Raw genomic sequence first — 14,031 nt, 5'->3', positions numbered from 1 at the left:
ATCAAACCTTGCGCGCCGACAACAGAAAAATGCCGCCCAGCACCAGCCCGGTGCCCGCGAGCTGCAAGGCAGTGATCGGTTCGGCCAGCAGCCACCAGCCGAGAAACAAGGTCGACACCGGGCCGACCATGCCGGCCTGCGCGGTCAAGCCGGCGCCGATCCGGCGCACGGCGAACATCGTCACGAACACTGGCAACACGGTGCACAACGAGGCATTGATCAGCGACAGCTGCCAGACCGCCGCGCTCTGCTCGAACAAGCCGGGCAGCGGCCGCAGCAGCGCGTACTGCAGCAGCGCAGCGACCGACGAGCTGCTCATCGCCAGTGCGACCAGCCGCAGCGTGCCGACTCGCTCCAGCAGCTCGCCGGACAGCAGCAGATAGACCGCATAGGCCAGCGCGGCCGCCAGCACCAGCGCACTGCCCAGCGCCACATCGCGGCCGCCGACACCCAGGTCGTGCCAGAACACCAGCACGATGCCGGCGTAGGCGCACAGCAGCGAGGCCAGTTGCCGGCGAGCGACGCGCCGCTGATAGAACAGCACGCCCAGCAGCAGCACGAAGCTCGGCGTCAGGAACAGGATCAGCCGCTCCAGCCCGGCGCTGATGTACTGCAGGCCCATGAAGTCGAGCATGCTCGACCCGTAGTAGCCGACCAGCCCCAGCGCGACGATCCGCAGCCGATCGCGGGCACCGAGCCGTGGCGGGCGGCGCCAGGTCCAGATCGCAACGCCAACGAACACCGGCATCGACAGCAGCATCCGCAGGCCGATCAGCGTGACGGCATCGATCCCATGCTGATACAACAGCTTGGCAACGATGGCCTTGCCCGAAAAGAACACGGCGCCCAGCACCGCCAGGCCGAGCCCGGACAGCAGGCTGACGTCGGGCGAACGGATTTTGACCTCGGACACGGCCGATACCGGCAAAAAAGTTGGCGCAGTTTAGCCGCAGACCGATTGTCGCCCCCGACCGAGCACCCTATAATCCGCGGCCGCGCCGGGATAGCTCAGTCGGTAGAGCGACTGATTCGTAATCAGTAGGTCGGAGGTTCGATTCCTCTTTCCGGCACCAAACAAGCGGTTCAAGACGTCTGCGGAAATATTACAAGCCCACGGAAACGTGGGCTTTTTCGTTTCCGCAGCGCGCCTTCGCAGCGCCGTGCGTGCCGGCACCGGCCCTCAACGCGGCGGTAGCAGCGAAGGCCCGCGGATCAACGCCAGAGACGACAACGGCGGGTCGCTGACCGGGATCGCCGTCCGCAGTTCAAGCTGCTGGCGCCCGGCGCCGGACGCGCCCCACTGCAGTTGCACGCTCAATTCGATCAGATCAGGCCGGCTGCGATCGGTGCAGACGCCCGGCGACGGGCCAGCGCCAAGCTCGCACCACGACAGCGGGGCCGTCTGCCAGTGTCGATCAAACACGAACCCTGACAAGGCGACGCTACCCGCCGGCACCAGCAAGCTGCCGTCGGCCGCCTCGGCACCGCCGCGGTCGGTGCCGATCTCATCGAATCCGTAGACGCCATTCGGCCCGGCCGGCAGTTGTGTGTACTGGCGCAGGTCGTCGAGTTTTTCGCGCGCCAGCAGCATCGCGATGCTGCGCGCACGAGCGTCCACGCCACTGACGACGATCACGCCCTGCAGATGCAGCAGCGCGCAGAGGCCGACTTCGATGACCACCAGCGCGATCAGCACGTCGATCAGTGCCACGCCGCGCTGGTGTATCGGCCATGACATCAGTAGTCCCGCCAGCTGCCCGGAATCGGCAGCACCCAATACGACGCCGTCGCGCCCGTTCTCAGCGCATCGATCGCGGCGGCATCGGCTTGCAGCTGATAGTCACCGGCAACGACCCTCAACGGGCCGTCGGAAAGCAGCGCGCCTTCCAACCGCAAGCGTCCGTCGAGCCGTAGCGCACCGGGCGGGTCCGACGGTGGCGACAGCATCAAGACGATGCCGCGCAGCGTCGCCACGTGGCTGATCAGCCGGCCGTCGGCGACCACCAGCAATAAGGGCCCGAGCAAAGCACCCGCCGGCAGTTCGCAATCGCCGTCGATCCAGTAGGCCGCGTGCGATTGCGAGTCGAGCTGCAGGCAACTGTCGAGCCGCTGCATCGCGTCGCGCAGCGACGCACGATAAGCCGCGCCGACACCGAACAGGCGCTCGACGACGTCACCCGGCGCCACAACGCCGTCGGGCGCCCCCAGCCCGCCATCGACATCGACGATGTCGACGGCGTCGATGCCGGCCGTACTCAGCGGCGCACCGCAGACGCCGGCTTGCATGATGCAGCTGTGAGTCGCGTCGGCCAGCTGGGCGTCGCCCGATGACCAGACCGATATCGACTGCGATGACGCCAGCCGCAGCTGTCCCTGTCCGCCGAGCCGTGCCGAAGGCGCCGTCAACAACGCCTCGGGCGCGCGATACAGCAATGGTGTCACGCGAACGTCTTGGCGGATCAGCGCGGCGGCGCCGGTGTCACCGCCACGGCCGTCGCCGACGATCTGCAGCAGGCCGTACTGCGGGGCTGCGTTGAGATCATCGGTCGCCAACGCAAGGTAATGCACTCGCGATTCGATGCCGTCGGCCTGCAAGCGTAAGGAGGCGACATCGCGTAACGCGGTCCAGTGCGCGCCGTAACGATTGACGACGCCATCGCCGCAGGGCACGGCGATGTCGCCGGCATCGCAGCGCTGCCAGCCGATGTCGTCACTAAGGGTCAGCGTCGTGACGTTGCGGCGTGCATAGGCCAGACCGCGTGCCAAGGCGGTCTCGGCAGCGGCTTGTACCTGCTGTGCATGAACCTCGGCAGCCACGCTGCGCAAATCGCCGATACCGATTTGTGCCGCGCTCAGCGCAATCAGCGTCAGCATGACCAACAGCATCAATGCCGTGGCCAGCGCGATCGCACCCGTTTGGCCTTCAGTCGTGGACATCGTTGCGCATCGCAACGGTCGACTGCAGCCGCAGCTCCATTGTGCTGTCGCGTCGCGATCGCACCTGCAGACGCCATGACAAAGACGGGCGCTGCAACGACAGCGTCGCGCCGCCGATCATGCCGGAGCGCAGCGACAAGGCCAGTGAGCGCACATCGAGCACGCGCTCGTCGCTGATGTTTTCCCAACTGCCGGCGCTGCAACTGGCGCTGTTGTTGACGGCGCGGATCACCCGATCGGCGCTGTGATAGCGATAGCCGAAACGCTCGTTGCTGTCGTTGCGCTGGCCGTTGCTGTCTTCGTCGTAGCTGAGCAGCAAACAACTACCGTCCACCTGCATGCCATCGAACGGATCGAGCACAGTCCAACTGCCAGCGGCGATCAAGCGTGACGGCAGCGGTGGCGACGAGGCCGGCAGACTGATCTGCAGCGACTGCGGATCGAGCCGCCGATCGATCTGCATCGTGTAGGGCCGCGTCGATCCGCCGACATCGCGCAGCAGCGCGGTCAAGCTGCGACCTTCAAGGACGCTGGCCGACAGGGGCTCAGCGAACGCAGCCGTATCAGTGGCGCCGTCGATCGCGGCCGCCACGGCCACGATGGAGCCCGAGTCGGCGCTAAGTTGCAGTTGATGGCGCATCGACACGCTCGCCACGTCCGCTGCCAAGCCCCAGCTGCCGGCACGAGCCGCATCGCGTTGTAGCGCATCGGCGATCTGGCGGATGTCCTGATTCATCCGCGTGCGCTGGACGGCGCTGCCGTGCATGGTCAGCGTCGTGGTCAGCAAGGCGATCCCGGCCGTGATCACGAGCAGGCCCAGCGCCAGGCCGATGATCGCTTCGGTAACGCTGAAGCCATGCTGCGAGGTCAACACGCGGCGGCACCGACCACGGCTTGAGCACCGGACGGCGAGCACAGCCGTACACGCCCCTGGCGACTCGCCAACACACGCAGCACTTCGGTCGGTGTGCGAGTCGTGCTGAAGCTGGCGCTGCCGGCGATCAGATCGGCACGGACCGGCGACAACCGCAGCAGGCCCGAGAACGGCAGTGCGTCGAGGCGCACCCGACCCTGGTAATCCGCGCTGACGATGCGGCGCGGCAACGGCATGTCGTCATCGGCACGCCGTTGCACCGCACACAAACGCGCATCGCTTGGGTCGGACACGCGGCAGTCGCAGTCGGCCGTCACGCTCAAACCCCAACACCAGTACTGGCCGTCGCTGCTGCGCTGAAAACTGACGTAGATGAACTGGCGTCGCTCGCGTGCCAGCGCGCGCGCTTCGGTTAAATCGCTACGGAGTTGTTCGGCGACCGACCGGAGCGCGGCGCGGTACAGCATCGACTGGAACGACGGCAGCGCGGCCGTGAGCAGCAAGGCCGCGATCGCCAGCGCGATCGCGATCTCGGTCAGCAGATAGCCGCGCCAACAGGGGACTACACGATGGTGGGCGTGGAGGGCGAACATCGGGGCTCGGCGTCCGGGACGGCCCAATCTAGGCCCGCCATCACGGACGAAATGCGCGCCGGTTCACCTGCTGCCCCACTCAGGGCCGCCGAACTGCGAAACGGCGCGCGAAATCGATCGCGCAACCGCTTGCGACGCCCCGCCTACAAGCGTCCGGGCTCCAGCGCATACGGACGCGCGTCGATGGCCGGCGTCACGCCGCACAGCAAGTCGGCCAGCAGCACGGCCGATGCCGGCGCCATAACGAGGCCATTGCGGAAATGCCCGGTGTTGACCCACAAGCCCGGCAGCGCGGGGTGCTCGCCGATCAGCGGAACGCCGTCCGCGGAGCCGGGCCGCAGCCCGGTCCAGTGCGCTTCGACCGCATCGGCAAGGCCTTCGTCACCGAGCAGGCCGGTAGCGAAGGCCAGCAGCTCGTCGCGCGCCTCGGCTGTGGTGTGCTTGTCGAACGAGCCCGGCTCCACCGTGCTGCCAACCAGAATGCAGCCGTCGCGGCGCGGGATCAGATAACGGCCGCGGTCAAGCACGATGCGCTTGAGCCGGCTCGGCGCGGCGCGTATCGCCAGCATCTGGCCGCGCACCGGCTGAACCGGGACCGGAGCCAGCGCGCCGCTCCATGCGCCGGCCGTCAACAACACCGCATCGGCGCGGCATTCGCCCGCTGCCGTGACAACGCCGACGATGCGGCCGTGGTGTTCGCACCAGCCGGTCACGGCCGTGTGCTCATGTAGTTGGACACCATCGAGACGCAGCTGCGCCGCCAGCGCGCGGCCCAAGCGGGGCGTGCGGATTTGCCCGATCCACGGCAGCAACAGCCCAGGATGCAAGGGCCCGCGCGTTCGCAGGATCGCGTCCATCTCCATCGCCGTAAGGCCGGCGTCGGCGCACCAACGCGCACCGACCGTCAGCGCATCGGGGTCGAGCACCAGGGCACCGGACGGCGTCAACTCCGGATCGATACCGGTCGACTGCGCCAGCGCCGGGGCCAGTGCCGCATACAGCGGCAAGCTCGCTTGGGCCAAGGTCCAGACCGCTTGCGGATAGTGCCAGGGCAGGATTGGGCTCAAGATACCGCCGCCGGCCCAGGACGATTCCTGCGCCGCCTGACCGCGATCGAATACAGAAACACGCCAGCCGCGACGACGCATCTCGAGCGCGCTGAGCATGCCGACGACGCCGGCGCCGACGACGATCAAGTGCCGCGGAGATGAGGATTCAGACGACGATGACAAGACCCGTTTCCTTGGGAGGGCAAGCCGGCCGGCGATTCTCCGGGCTTTCCCTCCAGCCTGCAAAGCCGCACCGCCCGTCCGCGCTGAAACGAGGCTCGCGCCAGCGTTGGTATAACGGGCGTATGACCGACACCTTTGCGTCCCTCGACAACCAGGCTGGATTCACGCTGCTGGAACTGCTGGTGGTGCTGGCCATTGCGGCGATCCTGATGGCGACGGCGATGCCGCATTTCCGCCTGATGATGTTGTCGTCGGCGCGCGCACAAGGCAGCACGCAGCTGGTCGCCGCATTCAACCAGGCGCGCAGCGAGGCGATCGAAAAGAACAGCAACGTCGTCGTATGCCGCCGCAACTACTTCGCCAGCAGCAGCTACCCGACCTGCGGCATCAGCAGTGGGACCTGGGCACAGGGCTGGATCGTCTATCGCGACAGCGACGGCGTCGTCGACGCCAGCGAGCCTGACGCCGCTGGCGACATCTTGGCGGTCTACGAGCCGATCGGCCGCGTCACGGCATCGGGCGACAATGCATTCAACGTGCTGCCGAGCAGCAATCCGGCCTTTCTGGCGTTCGGCAGCAACGGTCGCCCGAGCCAGGCCCTGAGCTTCACGCTGTGCGACAGCAACCGGCAACTCGACAAGGCGCGCCGCGTCGACGTCGCGCTTAGCGGTTATGTCAGCTTGCAAGCGCTGGACGTGGCGACCACGACCAGCGTCTGCGGCTGATGGAGCGCCACATGCATCGCGCTCCGGCCATGGGCTTCACGCTGGTGGAGGTATTGATCACGATCGTCGTCACCGCGATCGGCTTGCTGACGGTTGCCGGCCTGCAGGCCGCTTCAAAGAAAGTGAACTTCGAAGCCGCGCAGCGCACCGTGGCCACGGCATTGGCGCAAGACATGATTGAGCGCATTCGCGCCAACCCCAGCGCCAAGACGTCCTACCTGACCAGTGATGCCACCGCCGTCAGCCTGAGCACCGACTGCGGTGCCAGCGGCGCAACCTGCAGCAAGGCCGACTTGGCCGCGTACGACTTGTACCAGTGGGGACGCAAGCTCAGCGGCAGCGCCGAAACCGACGCGTCCGGCAACCTGACCGGGGGCCTGCTCAACCCGACCGGCTGCATCACCGTCGCATCTGGCGTTTATCGAGTGGCCGTCGCGTGGCGCGGTCTGAGCGCGCTTGGCGCCATTCCCAGTTCCACTCCAAGCAATTCGCCATTGCGCAGCACCTGTGGACAGGGCCTGGGTCGCTATGACGACCCACAGACCAACGGCAGCGACGAGCGCATGCGGCGACTGATCGTCGTGGAGTTCATATGAGGCGCTCCTTCACCGACCACCAGCGAGGACTGACGCTGGTCGAACTGATGATCAGCCTGACGCTTGGCCTGATTCTGGTCACCGCGGTCGCGACCCTGTTCATCTACAGCAATCGCAACAACCGTCAAAGCGAATTGCTGAACGGCATGCAGGACCAAGCACGCTTTGCGCTGTCGCAACTGTCGCGCGACATCACGATGGCGGGCTACTGGGGTGGCATGTCGTCAGCGGGCCTGATCCGCCCGAACTTGAACAATACGATCGTCACCGACGATGACAGCACGGCCAGCACCGCGTTTGGCACCAGCAGCGACTGCGGTATCAATGCCACGACTCGCTGGGCTTTCGAGCTGACGGCAAAAGCGTCGTCGACACAGACCACCAACGGCGTCACGACGACGACGGTCACCACGTGGCCGAGTCGCCTTGAATTCCGTAATCAGGACGCCAGCAGCACGGTCGCCTCGCAGTGGCGCTGCATCGGCAATCACCGCAGCGGCACCGACGTGGTCGCCATGCGTCGCGTCGCAGCACAGGTGACGGCCACGCGCAGCGCCAGCGCCACATCGGAAACGCTCCGTCCGTACCACTACTACCTGAAGACCAATGGCCTGGTCGGCACGATGATCCGCTGGGGTTCGTCGCCAACGACGCCGCCGTCCGACACGCTGACGGAGGAGCCGCTGAGCGCGCCCTACGGCTTCTACCGTTACGTTCCCCGCATCTATTACGTGCGCAACTACGCGCGCACTGCCGGCGATGGCATACCGACGCTGTGCCGCAAGGAGCTGTGCTCCAGCGGCTACAGCGCCGGCAGCGACAGCGAGAACGGCAGTTGCAGTGCCGGCGGCGGCAATGCATCGGCAAGCGGTTTCTACAGCGAATGCCTGGCCGAAGGCGTCGAGGATATGCAGATCGTCTGGGGCATCCGCAGCAGCGAGGACAGCTTCCGCTACACCAGCACGCCCAGCGCGCAGGAACTCGCCGAGAACGTCACCACCGCACAGATATTCTTGCGGATGCGATCGGTACAAAGCGACCCACTGTATCGCGACCTGAAGAGCTACACCGCCGGCGACAGCGGCACCTATACGCCGAGCTCGATCACCGATCCCTCCGGCACCGCAGAGGCCGACAAGACGGTGCATTTCTACCGGCGCATCTACTCGACGACTGTTTATGTCCGCAATCCGTCCCGACTCTGAGCTTCGCGCAGTCATGCGACGCCAACACGGCGCCGCCTTGGCGACGTCGCTGCTTTTTCTGGTGATCATGACGCTGCTCGGCTTGGCCGCAATGCGCTCGGGCACGATTGGCCTGCGCTTGTCACAGAACGAAGGAAGCCGACTCGACGCCCAGCAGAACGCGCAAACGCTGCTCGAAGCGATCAGCAACCGCAGCGCGTCGTTCACCGTGCTGCCCGGTTCCGACTACATCCAGAGCTGCGTGATCGGCAGCAGCCTGAGTGCGTCGAAGCTGTCGACGCAGCAAGGTTTCTCCTGCCCCAGCGCCAATGCCGACACGGCGCTGCTGCCGGCCACGCATTACAGCAGCTACCTGTACGGATCAGTCCGCCGCGAGGCCATCAATGGCGGTGATTTCGCTCCCGTCACGGCGATGCGGGAAGGCGACAGCGGCGATCGCTATGACTACGCGTTGTTCACCGTCACCGCCGGCTATGACCGCGTCGCCACCACCGACGATGAGATGGCGCAAGGCGGTGCCGAGATCGCGCAAGGGGTTTACGTCAAGGTGGCGCGCGTGCGCGGCTTGACGCAGCAGTAGGAGCAACACGATGGCGATTCGTAAACTCAGGCACCGGTTGCTCGCGCTGTTCATCGGCATGTTCTGCTGCATTCCGGCTGCGCTGCCCGACGACACCGAGATCTACACCAACCCAGCGGTCAACTCGGTACAAGCGCCCTACACGGTGCTGGTGATCGACCTGAATCTGCTCGGCATCTGCAACAGCGTATTGACGCAGACCAGTAACCCGAATAATCCCGACTCGCCGCAGCTGTGTCTGAACGTGACCAGCTCGATCATCCTGAGTGACTTGCTCGGCGGCGTGACCTCCAATCCAGTCGACTACCTGTACAACCTGCTGTTCGGTGCCTACGGCTGCACATCGGGATCGACCCCCGCGCAGTGCAGCGCCAAGGCCCAAGGCTTGTGCAATCTGTATGGCGTACTCGGACTGATCCCGCCCGCGATCCCAATCCCCGGCATCTCGTTTCTGCTGTCGCTGGTACTCAACGGGGTCACGACGCTCAGCTGTACAACACTGAGCTTTCTGCTCAGCGTGCCGCTGGTCGGCACAATTCTGAACAGCATCATGGCCAGCTTCGTCGGTGACCTGATCCAGGGCTTGATTACACCGCTGCTGAGCACGGTGGTCGGGCAGCTGCCATCCGTGCTGCTCGGTGTTCTGCAATCGACGATCAGCGGTGTGCTGAACCTGGGCCAGCAGAGCCTGGTCACCACGCTGGAGTCGATCCTGAACAATCTGATCGGCAGCAACGTCGCCATCATGGTGTCGCACGCCGACCGCGCGACGCTGCTCGGTGCGCCAGCCAGCAGTTGCGCATTCGGCGACTTGGCCGCGATACCCGGTACTCGGCGCAGTACTTCGGGCTGCAGCAACGGCGCTTATATGATCGCCGGCTTCACCCAGTTGGTCGACGTCGGCTCGGTCAACTCGATGGTGTCGCTGGTCAGCAATCTGCTGACCAATGCGCTGAGTCCCACCAACCTGCTCAATGCAACGACGGCGATCGCCGGCACCGCATTGACCACGCCAGCGAGTCTGCTGCCGCCGTACCAAGGCAAGGAAGTCTATGCCGAACTGGCGCAATTCCTGGCCGGCAAGGAAGTGTTCAATGCACCGCTGGCACGCTGGGACGGCCTGACCGGCCTGATCACGCGGGACACGTCGATCGAGCTGTCCAACGGCAACTATCGGAAGCCGGCACTCGAATGCTCGACCGCCAACATTCTCAATCTGATGTTGACCAACAACATCCGCGACAGTGAGTCCGATGCGCGGCTGCGCAGCATCTGGCCGGCGCTGCCCAGCGGCGCGATCACGCTGGCCGATGTCGTACGACAAGCCGCCGATGTCGGCGTCACCGACATCAACGGGCGCCAAGTGAATATGCGCTCGTACTTCCTGATTCAGAACCTGCTGACCAGCACCACGACACTGGGCAATGCCGGCGCCACGTTGCTGACGTATGCCAACTCGCTAGGCTTGCTGAATCTCGGCAAGTCCACCGCCTCGCTGCTCAAGCCGGTGATCGACATCGACGCCTCGCTGCTGACGCCGAGTCTGACGGTGGATCTGACCACGCCCAGCGCCGTCCGACCCGAATCGTTCTTCGGCTTGTTCAAACCCGACACGCTGCAAAAGCCGCGCTGGAACGGCAACCTCAAGCGGCTGCGCGTCGCCGCCGACAGCAGTGGCAACTACCAGTACTACGATGCCAACAGCACGCTGGCGATCGACACCGACGGGCGCATCAAACCCACGGCGCTGAGCTTCTGGACAACCAGCAGCCAGCTCGGCACGTCCACGCGCGACGGCCGCAGCGTGACGCTCGGTGGCGCCGGACAGAACATCCCGGGCTACCAGTTCGGCGGCGGTGGCAATCCCGGCCGCGTCAATAGCGACGGCAAGCGAACGTTGTACTACGACAAGATCGCCAGCGGCAGCTTTGCGTTGGCGGGGCTGGACGCCGACACCCAAACGGTGCGCGACGAACTGGCGACCGATCTCGGCGTAACCGGCACCACAACAGCCGACGACAAGCGGCGGCGCGAACTGCTGCTGTACGCACGCGGCTTCGACGTCGGCAGCGCAGCAGCACCGCTCGGTAGCGGCGACACCGTCACCGGCGTCACGGCTCGTAGCTGGATGCACGGTGCCGTGCTGCATTCGCGGCCGGTGGCGATCAACTACGGCGCTCGCGGCACGGCCACGACGACGAGTCCCGACATCCGCGTCGTCTACGGCGCCAACGACGGCCTGCTGCGAATGGTGCGCAACAGCGACGGCGTTGAAACCTGGGGCTTCATGCCACGCGTACTGATGTCACAGCAGAACACGCTGCGCGAAAACACCGCAGGCAGCGCACTGCCCTACGGCGTCGATGGCGCGCCAGCCGTGTTGCTGCAGGATCGCAACAGCAGCGGCGGTCCTGCCGACGGCAAGATCGAATCGAGCAACAGCAACGACCGGGCCTGGATGTACTTCGGTCTGCGTCGGAGTGGCCGTTACTACTACGGCATGAATCTGACCAACCCGGACGCACCGTCGCTGCTGTGGCGCATCGGACCCGACGGCTTGTATCGCAGCACCGGCTTGATCAGCGGTACCTCGGGATTTTTCAGCGAGTTGGGGATGACGTTCAGCAACCCGCAGATCGGGCGGATGCGGGTCACCGACAGCGGCACGACGACCACGCGCTCCGTCGTCGTGTTCGCCGGCGGCTACAACGGCGGCGTCAGCGGCAGCAGCAAGGTCGGCAAGGACTTGAACCGTGGCAGCGACAACCGCGTGGGCACCGACGATACGGTCGGCAACGCGATCTACATCGTCGATGCGCAGACCGGCGACCTGATCTGGAAAGCGCGGCAGGGTACGTTCAGCAGCAGCACGCCGTACAACAGCAGTACGCGCGCGTTCCAGCATCCGCTGTTGCTCGACAGCATCCCGTCGGACGTCAACATTATCGATACCGACGGCGACGGCTTGATCGACCGGCTCTACGTCGGCGACACCGGTGGCCGTTTGTGGCGCGCCGACTTCCCCGCCGCCGATCGCAGCGCTTGGGTGCTGACGCCGCTGGCGAGTCTGGGCCGCCACCGCAACAGCAATGTCGCCAACGACCGGCGCTTCTTCCAAGCGCCGGACTTTGCGCCGCTGCGCAGTAACACCGGCAATTACGACGTGATCACGATCGGCTCCGGTGACCGCGAAGATCCGTTGAACACGGCCACGCAAAACTTCCTGTACTCGTACCGGGATTTCCGCGTCGTCAGCAACCGGACGGCCAGCGAGGTCATCACCAGTGACAGCACGCTGAAGGGCCAGACCGACTTCGTCGATCTGACGACGACCTGCGCCTCGGGCAGCACCAGCTGCGGCTCGACACTGGACCTGGGCACCGGCTGGCGCATCCAGCTGACCGGCAGCGGCGAAAAGACGTTCTCGCAGCCGTTGAGCGCATCGGGCACGACGTTCTTCAGCACGTACACGCCACCCAGCACCAGCACGGTCACTTGCACGCCGAGCGAGGGCACGAACCGGATCTATGGCGTGTCGCTGACCAATTCGCGGCCTACCGTCGCCAGCTTCATCAACGACGGCGACGGCACGCAGCGTAGTCAGGCGACGGCGACGCCGGGCCTGCCCGGCGAGTTCAACGCGCTGACGGCCGATGCACTGGCCGTCAACACCAGCACGCAGAAGATCGAGTCGACGCCGCGATATACGATCTACTGGCGCGAACGTCGCAGTGATGAGGAGACCGCACCATGACCAGCGCAGCCAGACAACCGAACCGCCAGCGCGGATTCACGCTGGTCGAGTTGATCGTGGCCGTGAGCATCGTCGGCCTGCTGACGGCGATCGCGCTGCCGACGTACCGCACGTACACGATGCGCGCGAACCGCGCGGTGGCCAAAGCCGCGCTGGTCGATCTGGCAGCACGCCAGGAAACCTATTTCGTCGACCGAAAGGCCTACGCCAGTAGCCTCAGCGACATCAACGCCAACGGCTTTCTGTCGCGCGACAGCACGATGACGTCCGCTCAAGGCAACACGACGATCTATTCGCTGAGCATGGCCGCTCACAATACGTCGACCTGTCCGGCAACGGGCTCGGTCGGCAGCACCAGCTATACGCTGATCGCCACTCCGGTGGGCAACCAGGCGTCCGACAGCTGCAGCTCGCTGTGCATGACGTCGACCGGCATACGACTGACGTCGGCGAGCACGCCGGCCGATTGCTGGTCGCGCTGACCGGTTCGCGCCAGATGTGGCGCCGATCGCATCGGCGCCACATCTGGCCGCTGTGACTCAGTCCGCGGTGTCGCTGGATGAGTCGATGCTGGCGTTGCGGACCGACGTGGCTCGACGCAGAGCCGGCGGCAGCGAAAACACGATGTGCTCGGCGCGGCCCGGCAGCTCGCGTGCCGTCGACAGCTGACCGCCGAGCTGCTTGAGCCGCATCACCACCTGCTCGACCAGAATCTCGGGCGCGCTGGCGCCCGCGGTGACACCGACGCGCGGTTTGGCGTCGAGCCATTGCGGCTGGATGTCCTCGGGCCCGTCGATCAAGTAAGCCGGGGTGCCGCGACTCTCGGCCAGCTCGCGCAGACGGTTGGAGTTGGAGCTGTTGCGGGAGCCCACCACCAGCAAAACGTCACACTGAGACGACAGCTCTTTGACCGAGTCCTGGCGGTTCTGCGTGGCGTAGCAGATGTCGTCTTTGCGCGGCCCGCTAATCATCGGAAAACGCTGGCGCAGCGCATCGATCACGCGGGCGGTGTCGTCCATCGACAGCGTGGTCTGCGTGACATACGCGATATGGTCCGGCCGTGGCACCGACAGCTTCTGCACGTCGTCGGGGGTTTCGACCAGATAGATGTGGCCGCCGTAGCTTTCGTCAAACTGCCCCATCGTGCCCTCGACTTCGGGGTGGCCGGCGTGCCCGATCAGCACCACTTCGCGGCCTTCGCGAGAGTAGCTCTTGACCTCGATGTGCACCTTGGTCACCAGCGGGCAGGTCGCGTCGAACACGGTCAGCTTGCGCCGCGCTGCATCGTCGCGCACCGACTGCGGCACGCCATGCGCCGAGAAGATGCAGACCGCGCCTTCGGGGACCTGGTCGACTTCGTCGACGAACACGGCACCCTTCTCGCGCAGGCCATCGACGACGAAGCGGTTGTGCACGACTTCGTGGCGCACGTAGATCGGCGCGCCGAGCAGTTCGAGTGCGCGCTCGACGATTTCGATCGCGCGATCAACACCCGCGCAGAACCCGCGCGGATTGGCCAGCAGGATGTCCATATC

At 65.5% G+C, this 14,031-nt stretch carries 13 protein-coding genes and 1 tRNA gene; 7 read left to right on the top strand and 7 right to left on the bottom strand.

Features of this window, described 5'->3' with window-relative positions; translation table 11 throughout:
- Position 1: 1 nt before the first annotated feature.
- Positions 2 to 913, bottom strand: coding sequence for a DMT family transporter (locus BUB09_RS07735; protein WP_139250176.1), 912 nt, complete (start codon positions 911 to 913; stop codon positions 2 to 4).
- 84 nt (positions 914 to 997) lie between these two features.
- On the opposite strand from BUB09_RS07735, the gene BUB09_RS07730 reads away from it, so the two are divergent.
- Positions 998 to 1,073 (top strand) — tRNA-Thr (locus tag BUB09_RS07730).
- 107 nt (positions 1,074 to 1,180) lie between these two features.
- On the opposite strand, the gene BUB09_RS07725 is transcribed toward BUB09_RS07730, so the two are convergent.
- The 5 genes from BUB09_RS07725 to BUB09_RS07705 all read right to left on the bottom strand — a co-directional run bounded on the left by BUB09_RS07725 (position 1,181) and on the right by BUB09_RS07705 (position 5,636).
- Positions 1,181 to 1,738, bottom strand: a complete 558-nt coding sequence (locus tag BUB09_RS07725) for a type IV pilus modification PilV family protein (protein ID WP_139250175.1) — start codon at positions 1,736 to 1,738, stop codon at positions 1,181 to 1,183.
- Positions 1,738 to 2,937, bottom strand: coding sequence for a pilus assembly PilX family protein (locus BUB09_RS07720; RefSeq protein ID WP_072896324.1), 1,200 nt, complete (start codon positions 2,935 to 2,937; stop codon positions 1,738 to 1,740). Before BUB09_RS07720 ends, BUB09_RS07725 begins: the two co-directional genes overlap by 1 nt.
- Positions 2,924 to 3,811: a hypothetical protein gene (locus BUB09_RS07715; protein WP_139250174.1), complete on the bottom strand. Its 888-nt coding sequence runs from the start codon at positions 3,809 to 3,811 to the stop codon at positions 2,924 to 2,926. The genes BUB09_RS07720 and BUB09_RS07715 overlap by 14 nt, the downstream gene beginning before the upstream one ends.
- Complete coding sequence (locus BUB09_RS07710) at positions 3,805 to 4,404, bottom strand: ATP synthase subunit B family protein (RefSeq protein ID WP_072896313.1); 600 nt, start codon at positions 4,402 to 4,404, stop codon at positions 3,805 to 3,807. The genes BUB09_RS07715 and BUB09_RS07710 overlap by 7 nt, the downstream gene beginning before the upstream one ends.
- A 143-nt stretch (positions 4,405 to 4,547) precedes the next feature.
- Entirely contained in the window at positions 4,548 to 5,636 is a 1,089-nt protein-coding gene (locus BUB09_RS07705) for an NAD(P)/FAD-dependent oxidoreductase (RefSeq protein ID WP_217650260.1), read from the bottom strand.
- A gap of 122 nt (positions 5,637 to 5,758) precedes the next feature.
- Here BUB09_RS07705 and BUB09_RS07700 point away from each other — a divergent pair, with 122 nt between their 5' ends.
- From BUB09_RS07700 to BUB09_RS07675, 6 genes are read left to right on the top strand one after another with little or no spacing between them, the layout of a single operon-like run.
- Positions 5,759 to 6,361, top strand: a complete 603-nt coding sequence (locus tag BUB09_RS07700; protein ID WP_072896310.1) for a GspH/FimT family pseudopilin — start codon at positions 5,759 to 5,761, stop codon at positions 6,359 to 6,361.
- An 11-nt stretch (positions 6,362 to 6,372) separates the two neighbouring features.
- Positions 6,373 to 6,957: a type IV pilus modification protein PilV gene (gene pilV, locus BUB09_RS07695; RefSeq protein WP_175550130.1), complete on the top strand. Its 585-nt coding sequence runs from the start codon at positions 6,373 to 6,375 to the stop codon at positions 6,955 to 6,957.
- Positions 6,954 to 8,162, top strand: coding sequence for a PilW family protein (locus BUB09_RS07690; protein ID WP_072896308.1), 1,209 nt, complete (start codon positions 6,954 to 6,956; stop codon positions 8,160 to 8,162). Before pilV ends, BUB09_RS07690 begins: the two co-directional genes overlap by 4 nt.
- A gap of 13 nt (positions 8,163 to 8,175) precedes the next feature.
- Entirely contained in the window at positions 8,176 to 8,742 is a 567-nt protein-coding gene (locus BUB09_RS07685) for a pilus assembly PilX family protein (RefSeq protein ID WP_072896307.1), read from the top strand.
- Between the two features lie 10 nt (positions 8,743 to 8,752).
- Entirely contained in the window at positions 8,753 to 12,496 is a 3,744-nt protein-coding gene (locus tag BUB09_RS07680; RefSeq protein WP_084083245.1) for a pilus assembly protein, read from the top strand.
- On the top strand, positions 12,493 to 12,978 hold the full coding sequence (locus BUB09_RS07675) for a type IV pilin protein (protein ID WP_072896300.1): 486 nt from the start codon (positions 12,493 to 12,495) through the stop codon (positions 12,976 to 12,978). The genes BUB09_RS07680 and BUB09_RS07675 overlap by 4 nt, the downstream gene beginning before the upstream one ends.
- A 57-nt stretch (positions 12,979 to 13,035) precedes the next feature.
- Here BUB09_RS07675 and ispH read toward each other — a convergent pair whose 3' ends face one another.
- Positions 13,036 to 14,028, bottom strand: coding sequence for a 4-hydroxy-3-methylbut-2-enyl diphosphate reductase (gene ispH / locus BUB09_RS07670; RefSeq protein WP_072896296.1), 993 nt, complete (start codon positions 14,026 to 14,028; stop codon positions 13,036 to 13,038).
- Between the last annotated feature and the right edge of the window lie 3 nt (positions 14,029 to 14,031).

Source organism: Hydrocarboniphaga daqingensis (genome assembly GCF_900129825.1).
Taxonomy (GTDB): domain Bacteria; phylum Pseudomonadota; class Gammaproteobacteria; order Nevskiales; family Nevskiaceae; genus Hydrocarboniphaga; species Hydrocarboniphaga daqingensis.
Note: the sequence above shows the minus strand (reverse complement) of the source record. Positions and strands in the feature narration are given on the sequence as shown.